Source organism: Pseudorhodobacter wandonensis (assembly GCF_001202035.1).
Taxonomy (GTDB): Bacteria; Pseudomonadota; Alphaproteobacteria; order Rhodobacterales; family Rhodobacteraceae; genus Pseudorhodobacter; species Pseudorhodobacter wandonensis.
This window is the reverse complement of record NZ_LGHT01000044.1, coordinates 406,264-428,725: the sequence shown is the minus strand read 5'-3', so window position 1 is coordinate 428,725 and position 22,462 is coordinate 406,264. Positions and strand designations below refer to the sequence as shown.

General features: G+C 56.5%; 24 protein-coding genes. 16 read left to right on the top strand and 8 right to left on the bottom strand.

Going from position 1 to position 22,462, the window contains the following annotated elements; all coding sequences use genetic code 11:
* Window positions 1-38 precede the first annotated feature (38 nt).
* Both AKU79_RS17040 and AKU79_RS17035 read left to right on the top strand, forming a co-directional pair.
* Entirely contained in the window at window positions 39-1,214 is a 1,176-nt protein-coding gene (locus AKU79_RS17040; protein ID WP_050524753.1) for a GNAT family N-acetyltransferase, read from the top strand.
* A 15-nt stretch (window positions 1,215-1,229) separates the two neighbouring features.
* Window positions 1,230-1,544, top strand: a complete 315-nt coding sequence (locus tag AKU79_RS17035; protein ID WP_050524752.1) for a 4a-hydroxytetrahydrobiopterin dehydratase — start codon at window positions 1,230-1,232, stop codon at window positions 1,542-1,544.
* Window positions 1,545-1,642: 98 nt separating this feature from the next.
* Here AKU79_RS17035 and rnd read toward each other — a convergent pair whose 3' ends face one another.
* Window positions 1,643-2,800, bottom strand: a complete 1,158-nt coding sequence (gene rnd / locus AKU79_RS17030) for a ribonuclease D (protein WP_050524751.1) — start codon at window positions 2,798-2,800, stop codon at window positions 1,643-1,645.
* Between the two features lie 129 nt (window positions 2,801-2,929).
* Window positions 2,930-3,418 (bottom strand): peroxiredoxin, encoded by a 489-nt coding sequence (locus AKU79_RS17025; protein WP_050524875.1) that lies wholly within the window; start codon window positions 3,416-3,418, stop codon window positions 2,930-2,932.
* Window positions 3,419-3,522: 104 nt separating this feature from the next.
* Here AKU79_RS17025 and AKU79_RS17020 point away from each other — a divergent pair, with 104 nt between their 5' ends.
* From AKU79_RS17020 to AKU79_RS17010, 3 genes are read left to right on the top strand one after another with little or no spacing between them, the layout of a single operon-like run.
* On the top strand, window positions 3,523-4,725 hold the full coding sequence (locus AKU79_RS17020) for an NAD(P)/FAD-dependent oxidoreductase (RefSeq protein WP_050524750.1): 1,203 nt from the start codon (window positions 3,523-3,525) through the stop codon (window positions 4,723-4,725).
* Window positions 4,725-5,294, top strand: coding sequence for an RsmD family RNA methyltransferase (locus tag AKU79_RS17015; protein ID WP_050524749.1), 570 nt, complete (start codon window positions 4,725-4,727; stop codon window positions 5,292-5,294). The genes AKU79_RS17020 and AKU79_RS17015 overlap by 1 nt, the downstream gene beginning before the upstream one ends.
* A 17-nt stretch (window positions 5,295-5,311) precedes the next feature.
* Complete coding sequence (locus tag AKU79_RS17010; RefSeq protein ID WP_050524748.1) at window positions 5,312-5,962, top strand: HAD family hydrolase; 651 nt, start codon at window positions 5,312-5,314, stop codon at window positions 5,960-5,962.
* Window positions 5,963-6,006: 44 nt separating this feature from the next.
* On the opposite strand, the gene AKU79_RS17005 is transcribed toward AKU79_RS17010, so the two are convergent.
* Window positions 6,007-6,909, bottom strand: a complete 903-nt coding sequence (locus AKU79_RS17005; RefSeq protein WP_050524747.1) for a hypothetical protein — start codon at window positions 6,907-6,909, stop codon at window positions 6,007-6,009.
* Window positions 6,910-7,067: 158 nt separating this feature from the next.
* The gene (gene map, locus AKU79_RS17000) at window positions 7,068-7,952 is read right to left on the bottom strand and encodes a type I methionyl aminopeptidase (protein ID WP_050524746.1); all 885 of its coding nucleotides are present in this window, start codon (window positions 7,950-7,952) and stop codon (window positions 7,068-7,070) included.
* A 138-nt stretch (window positions 7,953-8,090) separates the two neighbouring features.
* Here map and AKU79_RS16995 point away from each other — a divergent pair, with 138 nt between their 5' ends.
* The 3 genes from AKU79_RS16995 to AKU79_RS16985 are packed head-to-tail and all read left to right on the top strand — an operon-like array spanning window position 8,091 to window position 10,563.
* Window positions 8,091-8,813, top strand: coding sequence for a competence/damage-inducible protein A (locus AKU79_RS16995; RefSeq protein ID WP_050524745.1), 723 nt, complete (start codon window positions 8,091-8,093; stop codon window positions 8,811-8,813).
* Window positions 8,810-9,538, top strand: coding sequence for a GNAT family N-acetyltransferase (locus AKU79_RS16990; protein ID WP_050524744.1), 729 nt, complete (start codon window positions 8,810-8,812; stop codon window positions 9,536-9,538). Before AKU79_RS16995 ends, AKU79_RS16990 begins: the two co-directional genes overlap by 4 nt.
* The gene (locus tag AKU79_RS16985) at window positions 9,535-10,563 is read left to right on the top strand and encodes an OmpA family protein (RefSeq protein ID WP_050524743.1); all 1,029 of its coding nucleotides are present in this window, start codon (window positions 9,535-9,537) and stop codon (window positions 10,561-10,563) included. The genes AKU79_RS16990 and AKU79_RS16985 overlap by 4 nt, the downstream gene beginning before the upstream one ends.
* Window positions 10,564-10,815: 252 nt before the next feature.
* Here AKU79_RS16985 and fliP read toward each other — a convergent pair whose 3' ends face one another.
* Genes fliP through fliF form a run of 4 tightly spaced genes read right to left on the bottom strand, consistent with a single transcriptional unit; the run spans window position 10,816 to window position 14,015 of the window.
* Window positions 10,816-11,535 carry a flagellar type III secretion system pore protein FliP gene (gene fliP, locus AKU79_RS16980; RefSeq protein WP_050524742.1) on the bottom strand — a complete coding sequence of 240 codons (720 nt, stop codon included), beginning with the start codon at window positions 11,533-11,535 and terminating at the stop codon, window positions 10,816-10,818.
* A complete protein-coding gene (locus AKU79_RS16975; RefSeq protein WP_050524741.1) occupies window positions 11,532-11,804 on the bottom strand; it encodes a FliM/FliN family flagellar motor switch protein in 273 nt (90 codons plus the stop codon). Before AKU79_RS16975 ends, fliP begins: the two co-directional genes overlap by 4 nt.
* Window positions 11,797-12,393 carry a FliH/SctL family protein gene (locus tag AKU79_RS16970; RefSeq protein ID WP_050524740.1) on the bottom strand — a complete coding sequence of 199 codons (597 nt, stop codon included), beginning with the start codon at window positions 12,391-12,393 and terminating at the stop codon, window positions 11,797-11,799. Before AKU79_RS16970 ends, AKU79_RS16975 begins: the two co-directional genes overlap by 8 nt.
* Window positions 12,393-14,015: a flagellar basal-body MS-ring/collar protein FliF gene (gene fliF, locus AKU79_RS16965; protein WP_050524739.1), complete on the bottom strand. Its 1,623-nt coding sequence runs from the start codon at window positions 14,013-14,015 to the stop codon at window positions 12,393-12,395. Before fliF ends, AKU79_RS16970 begins: the two co-directional genes overlap by 1 nt.
* Window positions 14,016-14,136: 121 nt before the next feature.
* Between fliF and AKU79_RS16960 the strand changes: the two genes are divergently transcribed.
* The 8 genes from AKU79_RS16960 (at window position 14,137) to AKU79_RS16925 (ending at window position 22,452) form a co-directional block, all read left to right on the top strand.
* Window positions 14,137-14,619, top strand: coding sequence for a flagellar basal body-associated FliL family protein (locus AKU79_RS16960; RefSeq protein WP_050524874.1), 483 nt, complete (start codon window positions 14,137-14,139; stop codon window positions 14,617-14,619).
* 13 nt (window positions 14,620-14,632) lie between these two features.
* Window positions 14,633-15,019 carry a hypothetical protein gene (locus tag AKU79_RS16955; RefSeq protein WP_050524738.1) on the top strand — a complete coding sequence of 129 codons (387 nt, stop codon included), beginning with the start codon at window positions 14,633-14,635 and terminating at the stop codon, window positions 15,017-15,019.
* Complete coding sequence (locus AKU79_RS16950) at window positions 15,016-15,603, top strand: MotE family protein (protein ID WP_050524737.1); 588 nt, start codon at window positions 15,016-15,018, stop codon at window positions 15,601-15,603. The genes AKU79_RS16955 and AKU79_RS16950 overlap by 4 nt, the downstream gene beginning before the upstream one ends.
* Window positions 15,604-15,669: 66 nt before the next feature.
* Window positions 15,670-16,539 carry a flagellar motor stator protein MotA gene (gene motA / locus AKU79_RS16945; protein ID WP_050524736.1) on the top strand — a complete coding sequence of 290 codons (870 nt, stop codon included), beginning with the start codon at window positions 15,670-15,672 and terminating at the stop codon, window positions 16,537-16,539.
* Window positions 16,536-18,761, top strand: a complete 2,226-nt coding sequence (locus AKU79_RS16940; protein ID WP_050524735.1) for a hypothetical protein — start codon at window positions 16,536-16,538, stop codon at window positions 18,759-18,761. Before motA ends, AKU79_RS16940 begins: the two co-directional genes overlap by 4 nt.
* 400 nt (window positions 18,762-19,161) lie before the next feature.
* Window positions 19,162-20,511, top strand: coding sequence for a glutamine synthetase family protein (locus tag AKU79_RS16935; protein WP_050524734.1), 1,350 nt, complete (start codon window positions 19,162-19,164; stop codon window positions 20,509-20,511).
* Window positions 20,511-21,821, top strand: coding sequence for an NAD(P)/FAD-dependent oxidoreductase (locus tag AKU79_RS16930; RefSeq protein WP_050524733.1), 1,311 nt, complete (start codon window positions 20,511-20,513; stop codon window positions 21,819-21,821). Before AKU79_RS16935 ends, AKU79_RS16930 begins: the two co-directional genes overlap by 1 nt.
* A 46-nt stretch (window positions 21,822-21,867) precedes the next feature.
* Window positions 21,868-22,452 (top strand): HutD/Ves family protein, encoded by a 585-nt coding sequence (locus AKU79_RS16925; RefSeq protein WP_050524732.1) that lies wholly within the window; start codon window positions 21,868-21,870, stop codon window positions 22,450-22,452.
* Window positions 22,453-22,462: the final 10 nt, after the last annotated feature.

Here is a 22,462-nt window from a genome sequence, read left to right as displayed (position 1 = left end):
TAGCTTGATTTCAACGCAATGCCTGTTCAGGATATTCCATGGCCGAGATTGAAATAACTTTGCACAGCGCCTTTTCGGAAATCCCGGCGCAAGAATGGGATGCGCTGGCCTGCCCCGAGGCTGCAAACGGCCGGCCGGCCGACCCGTTTACCACGCATCGGTTCTTGGCGGCGCTGGAAAGCTCTGGGTCGATCGGCGGGCGTTCGGGGTGGCAAGCGCGGCCAATGATGGTGCGCAAAAACGGAAAATCTATTGCTGCTATGCCGATGTTCGTCAAATCGCACTCGCAAGGCGAGTATATTTTTGATCACGGCTGGGCACAGGCGTTTGAACGTGCAGGCGGCGACTACTACCCCAAACTTCAGGTTGCGGTGCCTTTTACCCCCGCAACGGGCCGCCGCTTTCTTGTGTTGGACGGGCATGAGACCGAAGGTACCGCCGCATTGATTTCGGGCGCGACCCAAGTGGCCAAGCAACATGGGCTGTCGTCACTGCACATCACGTTTTGCACCCAAGACGAGGCTACGCGCGGCGAAGAGTTGGGCTTGATGCACCGCATCACGCAGCAATATCACTGGCATAACAACGGCTATGCCGATTTTGACGAATTCCTGGCGGATCTGTCATCTCGCAAACGCAAAGCCATTCGCAAGGAACGCCAAACCGCAAATGGCGCAGGGCTTGCGATCAAATGCCTGACGGGTGACGAAATTCAGCCCGCGCATTGGCAAGCGTTTTGGCAGTTTTACCAAGACACGGGCGCGCGCAAATGGGGCACGCCCTATCTGACCCGTGCGGCCTTTGACGCGTTCCACGACAGCATGCGCGATGATATCTTGCTGGTGCTGGCCTATGACCAAGACACGCCCATTGCCGGCGCGCTGAATTTCATCGGGCGTAAAACGCTTTATGGCCGGTATTGGGGGTGCACCGCAGACTATCCCTGCCTGCATTTTGAGCTGTGCTATTACCGCGCCATCGATTGGGCCATCGCCCATGGGCTGGAACGGGTCGAGGCGGGCGCCCAGGGCGACCACAAACTCGCCCGCGGCTATTTGCCAGTGCCCGTGCATTCTTTGCATTGGGTGGCGAATGATGGTTTTGCCCGCGCCGTGGCAGAATTTCTTACGGCCGAGCGTAACGCGGTCACAGAAGATATCGAGGTGCTGACCAGTTACGGCCCCTTTCGGCATGTACAATCCGAACATCCATAACCGCAAGAGGCCACGATGACCCTGACCCCAAACAAGAAACCCGCCGAAAGGTTGCAAGATCGCAATACGCTTGCGCCGTTACTGGCAAATGGCTGGGCGCAATTGCCCAACCGTGACGCGATCACCAAAACATACCAGTTTCGCAACTTTATCGAGGCGTTTGGCTTTATGACGCGGGCAGCGCTTTGGGCGGAAAAATGGAACCACCACCCCGAATGGTCCAATGTCTATAAAACCGTGGTGGTTACACTTGTCACGCATGACGTGGACGGGCTGACCGAATTGGATATCAAACTTGCAACCAAGATGGACAGTCTTGCACAGGGCTAGCGCCCCATTTCATCTTGGCAAAAATACCTATTCTGCCGCCCGACATCACGCGCAACGCCCAACCGCCTATTCCTGAAGTGCGCGGTAAAATCGAGCCTTTAAAGCCGCACGACCTTGATGGAATTCCCTTTGGCCGAGAGCGCGATTTCCCCCCGACACAAACGCAAGGCATCTTCGCCAAAGGCCTGATTCCGCCAGCCTGCCAGCGCCGGGACCTTGCGCTGCCCGGCGGCAATCAGATCAAGATCCGAGGCCGAGGCGATCAGTTTCGCCGCGACGCCCAATTCCTCGGACTTTGCTTTCAACAATACGCGCAGCAAATCGGCCAAAGCGGGGTTTACCTGCACTTGGTCTTTCTTGGTATCCGGTTTGGGCTGGTCTTCGGGCTTGGCCTCAACCCCGGCCTTTACTGCGGCCAACAGACCATCAGCAATTTCTCCGCGCCGCGCCTCACGCAACAGCAGGCGCGAACGGCCCAATTCCTCGACATTGGTCGGCTTGGTCGAGGCCAGTTCCAACAGCGCGTCATCTTTGATAACCCGGCTGCGCGGCACGTTGTTGCCTTGGGCGTATTCTTCGCGAAACTTCGCCAGTTCTTTGACAATAGCCAGAAAGCGGCCCGAGTTGGTGCGGGTTTTGATCCGCTGCCATGCCTCATGCGGGCGAATGGTATAGGTTTCGGGGTCGGTCAGAACGCCCAACTCTTCTTCGACCCAAATCTGGCGACCGCTTTCGGCAAGTTGCTTGGCCAGAAATTCATAGATCACCCGCAAATGCGTCACATCGGCCAGCGCATAGGTCTTTTGCGCCTCGGTCAGCGGGCGGCGCGACCAATCGGTAAAGCGGCTGGTTTTATCCAAGGGTTGATGCGCGATTTTGCGAACCAGGGTTTCATAGCCGACTTGTTCACCAAAGCCACAAACCATCGCGGCAACTTGGGTATCGAACAGTGGTTTGGGAAAGCAGTTGCCCTCGACGAAAAAGATTTCCAGATCTTGCCGCGCGGCGTGGAATACTTTGACCGTTGCCTCATGCCGGAACAGGTCATAGAGCGGTTCCATTGACATATCCGGCCCTTCGATCGGGTCGATCAGGACGGCATCGCCCTTTTCGCCGGGCAGCGCCATTTGTATCAAACAAAGCTTGGACCAATAAGTGCGTTCGCGCAAAAACTCGGTGTCGATTGTCACATAGGGTTCACGTTTGGCGGCCTCACAAAAGGCGGCCAGGTCGTCTGTGGTGGTAATAGTGCGCATCGGTTTCCTGCTGAAAGCTATTGGCACGGGGTCATCCCGCAGCGTCGCTATAGGGGTGCAATGCGGTAAATGAAAGACCTGCAACGCAAAGTTGCAGGTCTATACCGGACTCATTTTGGTGTTTTAGCCTCAGATCGCGGCCAACAACGCCTCACCACCCGAGATTTCGCAGGCGCCAGGGCTTTCTTCGAGGTGCAGAACCTTGACCACGCCATTTTCAGCCAGCAGCGCATAGCGCTTTGAGCGGGCCATCAAACCAGCGGGCGGCGCGTCAAACGCCATGTTCAGCGCGGCAGTAAAGGCGCCGGTTCCGTCAGCCAACATGTTGATGCCTGCGTTGGCGGCACCTGTCGTTTCGCCCCATGCTTTCATCACAAAGGGGTCGTTAACCGACACACAGATCACCTCATCCACGCCTTTGGCGGCAAAGGCGTCTTTGGTGCGGATAAAGCTGGGAACATGGGCGGAATGGCAGGTGGGGGTATAGGCGCCCGGCACCGCGAAAATCACCACTTTACGGCCTTTGGTCAGGTCAGCCACGCTAACCTGTTCTGGCCCAGCTTCGCCCAGACGCTGCAAATTCACTTCTGGCAGTGTATCGCCTACAGAAATTGTCACGTTGTTCACCCTCATGCGTTGTGTTTCTATCACTGGCAGATATAGGCTGCCATCGGTTGCCCGACCAGTGTGTATATGGTCGTGCGAGGTGTAAAGGGCCAGAAATGAAGCACACTATTGTTATCGGGGCCGGTCAGTCCGGCGCGTCATTGGTCGCAAAGCTGCGGGCTTTGGGCGATACGGGCGCAATTACGTTGATCGGTGCGGAACGCTTGCCCCCTTATCAGCGTCCGCCTTTGTCCAAGGCCTATCTGCTGGGCGAAATGCCGTTAGAGCGGCTGTTCCTGCGCCCCGAGGCGTTTTATGCCGAGCAAAACATAGCGCTGCGCATGGGCCAAACGGTTGATGCGGTTGACACGGCGGCCAAGACGGTTCGGCTGGGCGATGAGGTGTTGGCCTATACCGATTTGGTGCTGACCACGGGGTCGGTGCCACGCCGCCTGCCCGCAAGCATTGGCGGCGCTTTGACCGGTGTGTTCACGCTGCGCGATCTGGCGGATGTCGATGCGATGCAGCCCTATTTTGTGGCGGGCAAGCGTGTGGTGATTGTTGGCGGCGGCTATATCGGGCTGGAAGGTGCGGCTGTTGCGGCCAAACTGGGGCTGGATGTAACAGTTGTCGAAATGGCACCGAGGATTTTGCAGCGAGTTGCCTCGGCTGAAACCTCGGATTTTTTCCGTGATTTGCACCGCGCGCATGGTGTCAAGATAATTGAGGCTACGGGGCTGGAGCGCCTGATCGGCGGCGACCATGTGACTGCTGCGCGCCTGACTGATGGCCGCGAATTGCCTGCCGATTTTGTGATTGTCGGCGTGGGGATTACGCCTGCCACCGATCTGGCGCAGGCCTCTGGCATTGCGCTGGATAACGGCATTGCGACCGATGCTTTGGGCCGCACCAGCGCGCCGCATGTCTGGGCGGCAGGCGATTGCGCCAGCTTTCCGACGCCTGCGGGGCGGATGCGGCTGGAATCGGTGCCCAATGCGATTGATCAGGCCGAATGTGTCGCCGCCAACTTGTTGGGCGCGAATAAGGATTATGTGCCCGAGCCGTGGTTCTGGTCGGACCAATACGATATCAAGCTGCAAATTGCGGGTTTGAATACGGGCTATGACCATATTGCCACGCGGCGGACTGAGGGCGCGGTGTCGTTCTGGTATTACAAAGGCCCGCAATTGCTGGCTGTGGATGCGATGAATGACCCGCGTGCGTTTATGGTGGCCAAGCGCTTGCTGGCGATGGGAAAATCGCCGGAACCAGCGCTGGTTGCCAACCCTGAAACCGAGTTGAAGGCGCTGTTGAAGTAATGCGGATTATCGGTGGCAGCAATCGCGGCACCCATTTGGCCGATATTGGCAAAGGGGACATGGCGGCGCATTTGCGCCCTACGTCCGACCGCGTGCGCGAGGCGGTGTTTAACCTGCTGATCAACGGGCGGCTGGATGGCGGGCCGAATCCGGTTACCGGCGCGCGGGTGCTGGATTTGTTTGCAGGCACCGGTGCGCTTGCGCTGGAGGCGCTGAGCCGGGGGGCAGCGCATGCGACATTGGTGGATGACGGCAAGGCGGCACTGGCCTTGATAAAGCGCAACCTTGAAATCACCCGCCTTACTGCAACGGTTTTGCACCAGAATGCCGTGCAGTTGCCCCCCAATACCGCAGCGCCCTTTACGCTGGTTTTCCTTGACCCACCCTATGGCAAGCAGCTGGGCGAGGCTGCCTTGGCCGCGGCATCCCGTGGCAACTGGATCGCCGCCGGCGCCGTTGTGGTGTGGGAAGAAAGCGCCGCCATTACGGTGCCACCCGAATTTGCCAAACTGGACGCGCGCAAATATGGCGACACCACGATCACCATTTTACGCGCCCCCCAATCCTGAGCCCGAAAGGCCGCATTATGACCCCCAAAGCCATACTTTTCGATTGCGACGGCGTGCTGGTTGACAGCGAGGCCACAGCCTTTGACCTGTTGGCCGAGGATCTGGCCGCGCATGGGCTGCAATTGACACGTGCCGAAATGGAGCAAAAGTTCCTTGGCGGCACGATTGGCGGGCTGTTTACGGTGGCGCGCGGGCTTGGGGCCGATTTGCCCGATACCTGGGTCGATGATTTTTACGCGCGGATGTATGCGCGGCTGGCGCAAGGGACGGCGCTGATCGATGGCGTGGCTGAGGTGCTGGATGCCTTGGACGCGGCGGGGATTACCTATGCCGTCGGGTCAAACGGGTCGGACCAAAAGATGCAGATCACATTGGGCCAGCACCCTGCGGTTATGGCACGGCTGGGCGGGCATTTGTATTCGGGCCAGAGCCTGGGCTGCCCGAAACCCGATCCGGGGCTTTGGCTTCATGCCGCCCGCGCCTTGGGTGTGGCACCCGCCGATTGTGTGGTGGTTGATGACAGCCCGACCGGCTGTACCGGGGCGGCCCGCGCCGGAATGCGCTGCCTTGGTTTGGCCGAGCATGATGACGGTGCGCGGCTGGCCGCCACCGGGGCCGAGGTGATCAGGTCTTTGCGCGACATTCCCGCCAAGATCGGATTGGTGTAAGGTGCCGGACCCGAGAGCACAAAGCCCTCGGGCCTGACCAACCCTTAGAAACCCGACAAAACGGCCGAGCTGAGCGCGTTATGCCGCGGGCTGATCGCTGCATCGGCAACGCTGTTCAACGGCACCGGGTTAGAGCCGACGCCGATTGGCACGCTAAGGCCAATCCGCAATGTGTTCATGTGGCCTGTGCCTGTGACATTGCTGCGCGCAATCTCAACCGATACATTGGTGCCTTCGCGCATGGCGTTCGACAGATCAAAGCTGGCGCCGAGACCAAAGGTCGTAACGCTGCCCAGCGAACTGAGGTTGCTATCGGTCAGACCGCCGAACAGCGTCCAGCTCGGGTCAACCTTGAAGGCGCCACCAAGGCCGACAAAATCCAGATCGGCCGAGGCACCGCCATTCGAAACGGTGCTGCGCACCAAGCTGCCGCCAATGGTGACCTGGTCAGACGCGCTGACACGGCCCGAGATGCCGTAATCCTTTACATCAGTCCCGGCAGGCAAAGAGGGGTTGGTTTTGGTTCTGCCGATAAAGCCCGAAATCTTGGCGGTTTCAACGTCGTAGCCACCCGTCAGGCCGATAGAATGGGCCGTACGATCCCCCCCGAGGCCAGTCACATCGACGCTGGCGCTTTCGCCATAAGCGCCGACATTGAGACCGTTGGAAAACTTGTAGCCGGCATTCAGACCACCCATAAAGGCGCTGACTTTGCCGTTCAGACCGTTGACGGTGCCCCGAAAGCCGGAAATATCGACCCCGTAATGCAAGCCGGTTCCGGTATCATAGTCGAACCGCCCGTCGATACTGGGGGTATGGATGTTCGACCCACCCATGACATTGCTATAGCCGTAGCCGACAGTCGCTGAACCATCCAGCGTTTGCGCCGCGACCACTGCAGGGAGGGCCGCCGCCAGAACGACGGCAGAGATTAAGATGCTCTTCATTTTTACGCGCCTCAAGATGTTATTCTTTTTATGCGATAACAATCTCATACAGCGTGATTTGAAACAAGAGTCGGCGCAGGGTTTTTGCTGCAAACAGGCCCAAAGTGCCTAATATAGCACTGGATTTGCCAGTTTATGGGCTGCGCAAGGCTGCGAAATCACCCCTCAAACGCGGATTTATACACGCCGCCCGGTGACAGGGTGAAAATATCGGCCCCTGTGGCGGTAACGCCAATCGAATGTTCATACTGGGCACTAAGCTTTCCATCGCGTGTGACCGCTGTCCACTCATCCGACAGAACTTCGGTTTCGGGGCGGCCCATGTTTATCATCGGCTCGATGGTGAAAAACATGCCCTCTTCCAGCACGGCTGTCCGATCCTCGATCGAGCGGCGCAGAGCCGAGACTTTGTTGCCCTGCGCGTCTTTGCGGAAATTGGCGTAATGCAGCACATTTGGCGGGGCATGGAACACGCGGCCAAGGCCGTGGCCGCAGAAATCGCGCACCACGGAAAGCCCGTTCTTTTCGGCATAGGATTGGATTGCATAGCCGATATCGCCAAAGGTTGCGCCCGGCTTTACCGCCTCAATCCCCAGCATCAGACTGTCATGCGTCACCTTCATCAGCCGTTGGGCAAAGGGTTTGGCAGTGCCTGCAACATACATCCGGCTGGTATCGCCAAACCAACCATCTTTGATAACTGTAACATCGACATTCAAAATATCGCCATCGCGCAGCACATCATTGGCCCGCTTTGGAATTTTTGCACCCGGAATGCCGTGGCAGACGACATGGTTTACCGAAATGCACGAAGCATGTTTATAGCCGCGATAGTCAATTGTGGCTGACGTAACGCCGCGGCGTTCGACCTCGGCGGTGATAAAGGCATCCAATGCGCCGGTGGTCGCACCGGGTACGACCAAGGGGCCGACCAGATCCAAAATCTCGGCAGCCACCTGACCTGCCGCGCGCATGCCTGCGAAATCGGCATCTTCATAGATGCGAATGCCGTCTTTTGTCATCCGTCCGCGTGTATCGTCCAAAACCTGGCCTCATCCTGATCTCTTTGCGCCAAAATAGGCTTATCAAGGCAAAATGGCCAGAGGCTGCGACAAACTGAGTTTGAAACCACCCTGCCCGCGCCCTATACCGATAAGGGAACAACGCTGAAGGAGCCACAAATGCCCAACCCGACTGCTGCGATGCTGGTCATTGGTGACGAGATTTTGTCAGGGCGAACCCGCGACAGCAACATGCATTTTTTGGCGGGCGAGCTGACGCGCCACGGGATTCCCCTGGCCGAAGTGCGGGTGGTATCGGATGATCGGGATGCGATTATTGCCGCGGTAAATGCGCTGCGGGCGGGGGTGGACCATGTGTTCACCTCGGGCGGTATTGGGCCGACACATGATGATATTACGGCCGAAGCAATTGCGGCAGCCTTTGGCGTGCCGATCAGCAAGCGGGCCGATGCGATGGCGCTGTTGGCCGCGCATTATGAGCGCGCAGGGATGCCATTTAATGACGCGCGACAGCGTATGGCACGTATTCCTGATGGTGCTACACTGATCGACAACCCGATCTCTATCGCGCCCGGTTTTACACTGGGCAATGTGCATGTGATGGCGGGGGTGCCGAATATTTTTCAGGCCATGGTTGCCAGCGTTTTGCCAAATCTGACAGGGGGGGCGCCATTGCTTAGCCAATCCCTGCGCGTCAATCGCGGCGAGGGCGAGGTGGCCGAACCGTTTGGCGCGCTTGCGGCCGAATATCCTGATCTGTCGATGGGGTCGTATCCTTTTACCCAAAACGGCGCGCATGGTACAAATTTGGTGATCCGTGGCACTGACGCCGGCCAGATTGATGCCGCGATGACACGTCTAGCTGCGCTGTTCCCCGCATGACGCCCGCGCAAATTTACGATGTGCTAGAGCATAGTTGGCCTGCAGCGGAATTGCTGCGCAAAGGGCCATGGATGATCCGCAAAGGTCTGGGCGGTGGGCAGCGCGTTTCGGCAGCAACGGCCGAGGCCGAGGTAACAGATGCCGATATTGCGATGGCCGAGGCCGCCATGCAGGCCCTAGGGCAAGAGCCGCTGTTCATGGTACGGCATAGCGATGCTGAATTGGACAAGTTGTTAGAAATGCGCGGCTATCTGCGGCACGACCCGGTGGTGGTTTATGCGACCCCTGTCGCGGCTTTGGCCCAGCCCGCGCCGATGTCGGCCTTTGCCACGTGGCCACCGCTTGGCATTGCGGCCCAGATTTGGGCCGATGCAGGTATTGGCCCCGGCAGGCTGGCCGTGATGGACCGCGCCAAAGGGGCCAAAACCACAATATTGGGGCGGGTGAATGACCGCGCCTCGGGGGTGGCCTTTGTGGCCTGCGTTGGCAAAATCGCGATGTTGCACGCGCTAGAGGTTTGCCCGAGCCAACGCAGACAAGGCGCGGCCAACAACATCATGCGGATGGCAGCCTCATGGGCACAAGATCAAGGGGCTGGGACGCTGTGCCTTGCGGTAACGCAGGCGAATGCGGGGGCGCGTGCGCTCTACGCTTCCCTTGGAATGGAAGTTGTGGGACAGTATCACTACCGGAAAAAACCAACCCATGAGGTGCCGGAGCAGTGACGCGCCATAAGGCCCTATCGAACGGATTTGCGCCCCGATGGCTGTGCCGAGCAGTCACCTGCTGGCTGCTTGGCAGTTCTGTCGCTGCGGCCTTTACGCTGGAATTTCCCGGCCCCGCCACGCCAACCGCAGGACCGACCCTGACGCGTGACAGCTATGCAATGCCAACAGGGGCATGGCGCCCCGAGGGTTTTCCAACGCAAATCATCGATGGGATGGTCGAGCGGGCAGCTTGGCAGGTTGATACACCCGGCCTGAGCAGTCTGGACCTTATGCAACCTTTGCGCGCCCAGTTGATAGCAGCCGGCTTTGAGCCGGTTTTCGAATGTGAAACGATGGCCTGTGGCGGGTTTGATTTTCGCTTTGCAATCGACGTGTTGCCCGAACCGCAGATGCATGTCGATCTGGGCGATTTCAGATTTCTGTCAGCCAAACGCAAAGTGGCGAATGATACCGAGGCCGTTGGTTTGATGGTCAGCCGGTCAGCCAGCAAAGGCTTTGTGCAGATCACGCGGGCGCTGGCCGATGCTGGCCCCCCGCTTTTTGCTGCGACGAATGGCGTGGGCGAAAACCTTGGTCCTTTGACAGGCAATAGTTTGATACTTGCTGCGCCGAACCAACCCCCGCTGTTGCCCGAGGCAGAAGCGATGTCGGACCAATCGCTGTTGATGACGAAAGGGGCCATGGTGCTGAAAGGGTTGGATTTCGGCAGCGGCGCCGCCGATCTGACCGAAGGGCGCTATGAATCACTGGCTGCCTTGGCCGAATGGTTGAAAGAAAATCCGGATAAGACGGTGGCTCTTGTCGGCCATACCGATGCCTCTGGTGGCTTGGATAGCAATCTGTTGATTTCAAAACGCCGCGCGGCCTCGGTTCGCCAAAGGTTGATTGAATCTTATGGCATTCCGCCCGCGCAAATTGAGGCGCAGGGCGTGGGCTACCTGTCGCCGATCGCAACCAACCAAACCGAGGAAGGCCGACGGATAAACCGAAGGGTCGAAGCCGTTTTGACCTCGGTCCAGTAAAGCCCCGCCGTAATTCTTTTGGCAACGCTTTCAATCCGGTTGCCCAGAAACAGACGGTCGCGTTGCGCGATGGCTGGCCGGAACAATCTGTTCTGGAAACAAGATTTTCTGATTGAACAGGCAATTGAGGCTGAGCCTTGGGGTGACCGAAGTAATGCGTACCCGAAAATACCGCGCGCCAAAACCGTTTTCTATTATGAGGACAGGCGTTTCGCGACCCTGTCGGCGGATTGCTGTATTGGGCAAAAATGTTCAAGAAAAGCTCCTGACCAAGGCGCTGGAAACCAAAGCCCAGCCATCGGCGACCACAAAGAACGCAAGCTTGAACGGCATCGAGACAACCGCTGGCGGAACCATCATCATCCCCATCGACATAAGGACGGCCGCGACAACGAGATCGATGATCAAAAAGGGCAAATAGATCAGAAAGCCGATTTCAAACGCCCTTTGAATTTCTGACAGCAGGAAGGATGGCACCAAAAGCGAAAGCGATGCATCGACCGGCGTCGACACTTGCCCCGGTCGCATCGCCTGCATGGTGGCAAAGGTATCGGGGTCCATTCTCGCCGCCATAAAGACGCGGAATGGGGCAATTGTTGACGTCATAGCCTCTTCAACAGGAAGCTTGTTTTCGGTGAGCGGTTGAATGCCCTTTACCCAAGCCTCGGTGAACACCGGCTCCATTACAAACCAGGTCAGAAACAAAGCAAGGCTGATGATCATCATGTTCGGCGGCGATTGTTGCAGGCCGATCGCTTGCCGCAAGATCGACAGGACCGTCACGATGAAAGGAAAACACGTCACCATCACAGCAATGCCCGGCACAAGGCTGAGAACAGTGACCAGTGAGAAAAGTTGTATCACACGCCCAGACAGGGTCGGCCCTTCGCCAAGATCTAAAGTGAATTGCTGGGCCAACGCCGGAGAGGCGAACAGCAATAGCGTCAGCGCCAAGCCCAACGCCTTTGTCATGACAAACCTCCGCGCAGGTTTGCCACCTCGGTCAGGCGAACAGCCAGACGGCCAGCATTTTCGCCTTCCATTTCCTCAAGCTCGCCACGGGCGATCAGGCGGTCACCAACCCAAAGCTCTACCGGGTCATCAACGCGGCGATCGAGGGCCAAAACCGCATCTTTTTGAAGCTTCAACAACTCTCGCACTTGTGGGCGGGCCCGACCAACCGAAATGGTAATTTCTATAGGTACTTGGCTAAACGGGTTTGTCTCTGAAAGATCATCCATTCTTTTTGTCCTTTGTCATTAGATCGAAAAAATCCTTTAGGGCCGCTTTGGTTTCAGCAATGGCGCCATCAAGGTCGATCCGGATTTCGGTTTCGCCGAGCAGCAAGAACACTTGCCCTTCGCCAAGTGTCGGCTCTTCGACAAGCGTAAGAGGAGGGCCATTTGCCTGTTGTAAGAATGGCTCGATCGCGCCGCGGCTTGCAGGATTGAACAGAATTTTGATCGGCAAATCGGCAGTGTTTTTGGCCAGCGGCAGCAATGTTTGCAGGACCGTAGCCCCAAGGGCAGATTTCGCGACTTCTGGTAAAAACTGGCCAACGAGTTCAGCCAATAGCGGTTCAAGCGCGCGCAGAACATGTACGCGTGCCTCATGGTAGGTAAACCCGAGCGATTGCAAATTATGCGCTAGATCGGCCGCTAGCTGGTTTTTCTCTTCGCCTTGCGCCGAAACCGCGTCGTCCCATCCGGCCGCATAACCCTGTTCGTATGACGCAAGCCTGGCTTCGTCGATTGCGTCCAGATCGGCGGGCTCTGCCGCAACCTTGGGGTCACCTGCGGCCACGAAAACTTCCAGCTGCAACGGGGGCATTAGACTTGCTCCTCTTCTTCGGTCTCCATCCAGCCGCGCAGAATCTCGACCGTCTCGCTCTGCCGTTCATCGATCAGACGGCGCAGGCGATCCATCGGATCTGACAGCTTGGCATCTGCATCAAAGTCTTTGGACACGATCGGCAGATCTGGCAAATCATGGTCATCTATTTCACCGGTCAAAACACGCGGAACACTGGCTTGCCGCGGCTCGGCCACATCTTCGTTTGCAGGCAAGGCCAAAGCACGATCGTTACCAATGTTGGCGCTGGCTGGTCTGGCGGTCGCCGTAAGCAGAGGGCGCAAGACGAACAGCCCCAAGATCAGCGCGACAAGCGCCAGAATTGCCACCTGAATGATCGACAACAGGTCAAGCGGGCCAAAAATAGACAACATACTGGCCTCGGCAACAGTCCCGGCGTCGGAAAGGGGCTCAAATTCCAGCGATTTCAAGACCAGTGCATCACCCCTTGCCTCATCCAGTCCCGCTGCCGTTTTCACCAACTCGCGCAAATCAGCAAGTTCTGCTTCGCTGCGTGGCTGCCATGAAACCGTGCCATCCGCCGCAGTTACCTGTGCACCGTCAACCAAGACAGCCACCGAAATCCGCCGCAGGGCACCCGGACTTTTCAAGATTTCCCGTTGGGTTTCCGAAACTTCAAAATTCACCCTTTCGCGCGTCTCGGTAGAGTTGCTTTTGCCTTGGCCGTTATTCGCTGCATCACCGGTCGGCAGGTTGGAGGCGACAGTAACATCTCCGGCGGGCTGGCTTGCAGAGTTGCTGCGCTGTTCCGAATCGGACGATATTGCGACCCGCCCCTGAGGATCAAACTTGCGCTCGGTTATTTGCTCGCGATCCGTCTCTACCTCGATCGAGACCTCAACCACAGCCTTGCCGGGGCCTACCCGGGCAACCAAAAGCCGTTCGATATTGCGCTTCAAATCTTCGGCGCGCGAATCCGCGCCAAAACCTGGGCTGGCCGCACCTTCACCAGAAGGGATAAACCCCGCAACGCTATCAATTACTGACACATCAGCGGGTTGCATCCCGGAAACTGCGGCTGCAACCAGATGACGAACCGCATTGGCCTGCGTTTCGGAAAGGGTGCCAGAGGCAGATGTAACCGTCACACTTGCCGTCGGATGGCGGTCGCGCTGAAAGGGTTGAGATTGCACCTGCGCAATATGAACCCGCGCGGCGCGAATCGCAGGGGCTGCAACGATAGTCCGCGCCAGCTCACCTTCTTTGGCGCGCCAATAGGCCGCGTCAAACATCTGGGACGTTGTCCCGAACCCCGTCAGCCCATCCAGCAACTCATACCCCGCGGCACCTGTTGCGGGCAGGCCTTCGGCGGCCAAAACCATGCGCAATGAATCCCTTTGGGTGGCATCAACCCGAATCGTATCGCCAACGACTTCATAGACAACGCCGCGCTGATCCAGCGCACGAATAACCTCGCCGGCAGCGCTGCTATCCAAACCCGCATAAAGCAACGCCATTCCCGGCGTCGCAGCCATACGGGAAAGGCCAAAAACGGCCAGAAACATCGCGACGGTGGCCCCGACAATAATGATACGGCGCCGCAGATTGAGGGATGACCAAAGCGAAATCAGGTTTTGCATACGAGTTATTTCCTTTCAGGGCTTCTGCCCCTCTCGCATTCAGGTTTCGCGGATTGGTCTTAACAATCGGTTAGTGAACATCGGTTTATATGGAATTTAGATTTAAATGACGGAGCGCCCGATGGCAGAGGCCGAAACCCCGAATGAAGATGAACCCCCTAAAAAGGCGTCAAAACTGCCGATACTGGTCGGTTTGGTATTGGCGCTTGTTCTTGGCGGCGGCGGATTCTATGCGACCTGGTCTGGTATGATCCTTGGCGGGTCGCATGCCGCGCCAGAGGTCGAAATCGCGGGCCCGCTGCCCAATATTGCCTTTGTTCCGGTTGATCCGATCGTGATTTCACTTGGCCCCAAGGCAAGCGCAAAACACCTTCGGTTCACGTCTCAACTTGAGGTAAATAAACCTGCCAGCGAGGAAGTTTCACTTCTTATGCCGCGGATTTTAGACGTATTGAACGGGTATCTCAGGGCCATAGACGTGGCCCAATTAGAAGACCCCTCCGCCTTGATTCGCATTCGCGCGCATATGTTGCGCCGCATTCAAATCGTAACCGGCGAAGGCCGGGTTCGCGATATTCTGATCACCGAATTCGTTTTGAACTAGTTTAGGGAAGACCATGCAACTTATCGCAGATATTCTGTTGGCATCAGGTGCCTTTGGGGCCGCTATCTACTGCTACGTTCTGGCGCAACGGCTTAAGAAACTTCAAACACTTGAAACCGGTATGGGCGGTGCCATCGCCGTGTTATCTGCCCAAGTGGATGACATGACGCGCGCGCTTGAAACTGCGCGCGAGGCCGCCGACCGGCAGGTCAAATCGCTGGAAACCTTGACGCAGCGAGGCGAAGATGTCGCCGGACGGCTGGAACTGTTGCTGGCGTCAATGCACGACCTGCCCGAAGAGCAAAAATCCCCCCCTCCTCCACCGCAGGCCGAGCCTGAAAAACGCTTGCGTTTTGTGCGCAGGAAAGCAGCGAGTGATACCCTGGAGGCGGCAGAATGACCCCGCAGGCAAATCCTAAAACTGCGCGTCGCGGTGGGCGGGGTACACTTGTAATCCTTGCGATGTTGCTGGCTTTTTCGGGGGCCCTGCGTCTGGGTGACGGGCTTGGCATAGCTATTGCACGGGCAACCACCCCTGAAAACGACGCGCATTCTCTGCCTGCATTGGATTGCCCCAAGCCACCGGCCGCGCTGGCCGAAGCCCTTTCCGAGCGGGAAGCACGTGTTTCAGCCAAGGAAACGGCTTTGGAAGATCGATTGGCGGCGCTTGCTTTGGCAGACCAAGCCATTGATATCAGGATGAAAGCGCTTGCCACAGCCGAAGATCAGTTAAACGAAACCCTGGCCCGCGCTGACGGGGCGTCTGAGGCGGATCTGACCCGACTTACAGACGTGTACCAATCGATGAAACCGAAAGATGCCGCAGCCCTGTTTTCAGCAATGGCACCGGAGTTTGCTGCCGGCTTTTTAGGCAGGATGCGGCCAGAAGCCTCGGCCGCAATCATGTCAGGAATGACGCCTGAAGACGCCTATGCGATCAGCGTCATTCTTGCAGGCCGAAACGCAAATGTGCCGAAGAACTAGCGCATCATCAGTCTTTGTTAACCCGACTCTGTCACCCTAATTGCAGATTGAAAACAGGAGCGTGCAATGTTTGGCGTTATCGGACTCGTTGTCATATTCGTGATGGTTTTTGGCGGGTATATGCTAGCCGGCGGTAAGCTGGGGATCATTTTAAAGGCTATGCCATTCGAGATGGTGATGATCGGCGGGGCCGCGCTCGGAACATTCTTGCTTTCGAATGATCTGGTATCGGTAAAACAAACTGCCAAGGATATTGGCAAAGTTTTCAAAGGCCCCAAGTGGAAACCTGCGGATTACAGAGACCTGCTTTGTTTGCTTTTTGAGCTGGTGCGCATCGCCAGAACCAACCCGGTTGCTCTGGAAGAACATATCGAAAACCCTTCAGAGTCTGCAGTCTTCGGTCGCTACCCGAGGATTCAACACGACCACGAATCTGTTGAACTGATCTGTGACACGCTGCGCGCAGCATCAATGAACTATGACGACCCACACCAAGTGGAGGAGGTCTTGGATAAAAGGATGGAAACAAATCAACATCACGCAATGCATTCAAGCCATGCGCTCCAGAGTGTTGCCGATGCCTTGCCCGCGCTGGGGATCGTGGCGGCCGTTCTTGGAATTATCAAAACCATGGGCGCCTTGGATCAACCACCGGAAATTCTTGGAAAAATGATCGGTGGCGCTTTGGTCGGAACGTTTTTGGGCGTTTTTCTTGCTTACGGAATTGTCGGCCCGTTCGCGACACGTGTGAAAACTGTGACCGAAGAAGACAATCACTTTTATCTCTTGATTCGCGAGGTACTGATCGCAAACCTATACAGTCACGCCCCGAATATATGCATAGAGGTAGGGCGTCAAAACACGCCACATCACGTGCGGCCCACGTTCAGCGATCTCGAAGAAGCGATGCGTGCTTTGAAGCAAGACGCGGCATGAAAGCTGTTCTGTTCTTATTGCTTGTGTGGTTTTCAACCGCATCCAATGCGCAAACCGTTGTTGTGCGCTCTGGCGAACACGAAGGGTTTACCAGACTGGTTGTTTCTTGGCCGAATAGTGAACCGTGGCGTTTGTATCGAACCCCTGAAGGTTATGATCTTGTCGTGGATGGCAAGGATGTACGATTTGATTTGACCGATGCCTTTAGGCGCATATCGAACCAGCGCATCGCAGACATGGTCGCAAAGGATGACACACTCCAGCTAGTCCTTTCCTGCGAATGCTTCGCGGCCCCATTTGCTTTGCAAGCAGGTGTTTTGGTCCTGGATATCAAGGATGGCGCGGCCCCAACAGGTTCGGTATTTGAACTGGACCAAGACGGTCGATCAATAGAGAAACAGACCCGCAGGCCGGAAGCGCCGCATCAAATTATCACGAACGCAGACACTGCAAGACCACAGCTGCCGTTTGAAGCCATCGGCGCAATCGCCCAAGCCTCGCGCCTTTCCCCTAGTATTGCTGCCCCCAATTCTTTCATGACTGCCCCTTCTTTGGCGGGTGTAAGGAACGAGTTGCAAATGCAGTTGAGTAAGGGAGCCGCGGCAGGAGTCGTAGAGACGGTTGTAAAAATGCCCGATGCAACGAAACCCAACACGGGGAAAGCATCGAATAGCAATATAAGAATTCAACGCGAAATGGGCGTCGTCGCCGGAACCCTTAGGCCAAACCAAGATGAGATGACTGCGGCAGGCTATGATTGCATTCCAAACGAACACCTGAATGTTGAAGACTGGGCCGACCCGACACAAGTGGTATCTGAATTTGCAAACAACACAACCGATCTTGTGGGAGAGTTTGACCACCCGGAGGTTGGTGCGATTGAACGGGCGATGCGTTATTTTCTAGCTCTTGGATTTGGCGCAGAAGCGCGCCAATTGACCAGCGCGTTCAAGACTTCCCCCGCCGATCGTGCAACGCTCGAAACGCTTTCTTATATTGTGGACCTTGAGCTTCCCCCAGGTTCAGCGTTCGCTGGGATGGAGAATTGTGACACCAATGCTGCCATGTGGGCCGTCCTTGAAAAACAAGAGGTAAAGCAACTTGGTCACATTGCAATCCCCGCAGTTCTGCGGGCTTTTTCGGCACTTCCGATCCATCTGCGGCGCCAACTTGGGCCGGGCTTGGCAGAACGGTTTTTAGCAGCTGAAGACTATTCAACTGCTGCTTCCGTTCGCGATGCCATAAACCGTACATCGCAAGAGCAAGACCCAGCCCAAGCGATGCTGGATGCTCGTTTGCAATTGACAAATGGAGATATAGCCTCTGCCGAAAACCAGCTTTCTCAGTTGGCAGGAACATCGAATCCGACCGGCATCATTGCAACAATCACACTAATCCAAACACAAGTTGAAAGTGGACAGGAAGTATCCCCGAACTTGACGACCACCGCAGAAGCCCAACTTCAGGAGGCGCAAGGCGGAACCAGTGAGGGCAATCTGCGTGAAGCCCTTGCGCTTGCCTATGCTTCACAAAATCGTTTCAGAGAAGCGTTCGAACAGGTTGACAGGTACGACCTGAAAGCCAAAAAAATCTGGGATGTTTTAGGCAGCCGTGGCTCGGATGATGCAGTTCTGACTATGGCGACCTTGGAAACGCGGGACGATAGGCCCGATGTTGCGGTGGAAACACGCCAAAAAATTGCCCGGCATTTGCTGGACTTGGGTTTCCCGGACAAAGCTGTTCTTTGGTTGGAACCAAGTTCAGAACAAGACGAAACAGGCTTGATCCTAGCAGCACGGGCACAGCTAATGCTTAACAATGATTTGGAAGTTCTAAATCTGCTTGAAAATTTGAAAACCCCAGACAGCGACAAACTTAGGGCGCGCGCCTTGGCAAAATTGCAGACAGGTGACGCGGTGGACAAGCTTATCCAGTCTGGCCAAGAAAATGAGGCGGGCATAGCCGCGCGGCAAAAGCGCGACTGGCCTGAGCTGATGCAATTTGACAAGAGCGGAATCTGGCAAGAGGCCGCGGCACTAACAAATACCTTTCAGGGTGTTACCGACAAGCAAGCCTCGGGACAGGCCGTGAAAGAGGGGAGTATTGACACCAAAGGTCCACTGGCCAGAACGCGCGACACATTGAAAGAAAGCGAAGCTGCACGTGCGGTTTTGAATCAACTTTTGGCATCACAGTCTTTGGCAAAACTCAAAACGCAATAGCTTTATGGCCTTGTCGGCGGCTCAAAACTGCAGGACGTCCTTGCCCCAAGGCCAGTGAAGTGCTGTTCTCGACGGTCGCCCATAGCACAGCCCTTGTGCAAGGCATCAGAATTGACTCTGATGACTGGTACAATTGTAGTAAACACAGACCGTTAGCAATTGCCGCAATGTCGCGCGTTCCAGGACTGCGCGCAAAGTCGCCACAGCCCAAAAACCGCTAATTGCAAGATTGGTAAACAGTTTCAGCCTCCGGGTTCTCATCTTTCACAGCACAGGCACGGAAGCTTGTTTCTTTCTTGGCCAAATCAGATTACCAAATCACTATCCGTGGCCCATTTCGATCAGAACACGCCCACTCCAAAATTCGCTACCCACATTGTTCCAAAAAGGAAGACCCTTGATGCCCGCAACCAACATTAGAAAATGGCTTCAGGATCGCCCTGAAATTGAATCCGTTTTTGCCTGTGTCTGCGACCTGAACGGCGCGATGCGCGGCAAGCGCCTTCCCATTGAAAAGGCCAAGGAAATCATGGATGGCGGGCTACGCATGCCGCTTTCTGTGCTGAGCGTGGATATTTGGGGCGAAGACATCGAAAACAACGAACTGGTGTTTGAAACGGGTGATGCCGATGGCATTTGCGAGTACACTGGGCGGCCGATTGTTATGGTTAATTGGACGAGCAGGCCGTCGGCGCTTGTGATGTTCTGGATGGACACCGAAAATGGCGAGCCGTTTCCCGGCGATCCGCGCCGTGCGTTGGCAAGTATTGTAGATCGCTACAAGGCGCTGGGGTTGACACCTGTCGTCGCCACCGAGCTGGAGTTCTATTTGTGCGACCCTTCTGAGGCGCAGCCGCAACCCCCCTGCTCGCCTGTAACCGGCAAAAGGCTGGATTCCGATGGCGCCCTATCGCTGGACGAATTGCAGCATTTTGACGAGTTTTTGAACGATGTCTATGATGCCTGCCATGAGCAGGGCATTCCAGCAGATGCAGCAATTTCCGAGAACGGCGCGGGTCAGTTTGAAATTAACATGGTGCATGTCGCCGATCCGTTGCAAGCGGCTGATGATGCGGTGCTCTTTAAGCGGCTGGTGCATGGTATCGCGCGCAAACACGGTATGGCTGCGACCTTTATGGCCAAACCCTATGGCGACCGGTCGGGCAGTGGATTTCATGTGCATTTCAGCCTGATTGACGAAAACGGCGTCAACATGTTTGACAATGGCGGCGAAGAAGGCACGCCTTTGATGATGAATGCCGTGGCCGGACTGCTGGAAACAATGCAGGAAAACACGCTGACTTTTGCTCCGCACCAAAATTCCTATCGCCGCCTGTTGCCAGGCGCCCATGCGCCGACAAGCGTGGCTTGGGGCTATGAAAACCGCACCGCCGCGATCCGTATTCCAGGCGGCAGCCACAAGGCGCGGCGCATCGAACATCGCGTGGCAGGGGCAGATGCGAACCCCTATCTGGTGCTTGGCAGTATTTTGGGCGGCGCCTTGGTCGGAATTGAGGGCAAAATGGAACCGGCCGCGCCCATTGTCGGCGATGCTTATAGCCAAAAGCTTGACCATTTGCCGCTGGATTGGGCGACTGCCATTCAGGCGTTTCGTCGCGGCCAACATGTGCAGGACGTATTTTCCAAGCGCCTGCAGACAATGCTGGTCGAATGCAAGATGCAGGAACTAAAGCGGTTTTCGCGCTATGTGACCGATTTCGAATATGACAGCTATCTGGAGACGGTGTGATGGCCATTGAAACCTTTGCCAGCACCGGCCAGACCAAACATACCGGCAGCTATTACGCCGCCAGTGCCAACCCTTCACCCGAACGCCCCGCGCTGACTGGCGATAACCAGATTGATATTTGCATTGTCGGGGCGGGGTATTCGGGCCTGTCAACGGGGCTGCATCTGGTCGAAAAGGGCTATAAGGTCGCGATTATTGAGGGCGCGCGCGTCGGTTGGGGCGCGTCGGGCCGCAATGGCGGGCAAATCGTTAACGGGCTGAACGCCAGCTTGCAGACGATCAAAGGCCGCTATGGGCAGGACACCGCGAATTTCGTGGCCGGGCTGGTCCAAGAAGGCGGTGAAATCATCCGAGAACGGGTGAAAACCTATGGCATCCAATGCGATCTGAAACCGGGCAACATTTTTACCGGCCTGACGTCCACCCATATGAAAGAGCTAGAGGCGCGGCGCGCGCTTTGGGCAAGCTATGGCATCAATAACCAAGAGATGCTGGACAAGGCGCAATTGCGTGAACACATCGGGTCGGATGTCTATGCAGGTGGGATGATTGACCACAGTGGCGGCCATATGCACCCGCTGAACCTGTGTCTGGGTGAGGCCGCGGCGTTCGAAAAGCTGGGCGGGGTGATTTATGAACAATCGCCGGTCATCCATACCGACACGGCGGCAGCCAGACCCGTGGTGAAAACCGCAGGCGGCACAATGACTTGCGACACGTTGGTACTGTGTGGCAACGCATATCTTGGCCATGTTGTGCCTGCGTTGACGGCGCGTGTCATGCCGGTTTCGACCCAGATGATGGCGACCGTGCCTTTGGGGGACGACCGTGCCAATGCCCTGTTGCCCACCGATAAATGCGTCGAAGATGTGCGCTATATCCTTGATTACTTTCGCCTTACCGCTGACAAACGGTTGATATTTGGCGGTGGCACGGTTTATGGCGGCACAGACCCGGCAGATGTCGAGGCAAAGCTGCGGCCCGCGATGGAAAAGGTTTATCCCAGCCTGAAAGGCGTCAAGATAGACTTTGCGTGGAGCGGGAATTTCGCACTGTCCTTTAGCCGTGTTCCGCAAATGGGGCGTCTTGGCGCGAATACCTATTTCGCGCATGGCTATTCGGGCCATGGTGTCACTGGCTCGCATACTTTTGGGAAAATACTTGCCCAAGCGATTGATGGCGACAAAACCCGCTTTGACGTGTTTGCAGCGGTGCCGTGGTACCCATTCCCCGGTGGGCGGATGCTGCGGGTTCCCTATTCCATGATCGGGTCGTGGTATTATGCGCTGCGTGACAGGTTGGGTGTCTGAGCCGCGGATTTCAAAGGGTCAGATGCCCCCGCCGGAAAGTTGAGCAATGGATATTTTAAAGCAATCCGAGCTAATCGAGACCCCGTGGAAAAACGGCGGCGGGGTGACGCGCAAGATTGCCAGCGGTATGTTGGCAGAGCGGGTGGTCTGGACGATCAGCCGCGCCGATGTGGCGCAAGATGGTCCTTTTTCAGATTTTGCGGGGTTTATGCGCGTGTTGACCGTGGTTTCGGGCGGGTCAATGACCTTGGAAACCCCGACTGAACAGCTAACCGCTAACCTATGGCAGCCCGTGCGCTTTGACGGTGGCCTGAAAATCCAGTCGCACCTGACGGGCGGGCCATTGACCGACCTGAACTTGATGTTTGACCCATTGTGTTGTGATGGAGAGGTTCGGACGCGTCAAGGCACCTTGGAACACGTGATAAATCGGCCAGAACACGGCCTGCTTGCCTTTCATGTTTTGGCAGGTGAGCCGGTGATAAATGCGACCCGCCTGACTGGGGGTGATACCGCATTCATGCAGCAATCAGCGGCGGCACTTGTGCTGGGGGATGGCGATGCGGTGTTGGAGATCAGGCTGACCTATAGCACGGACAAAACCATCAAGCTTTGCATTGCCAATCGGTAGGCGGCGGTTT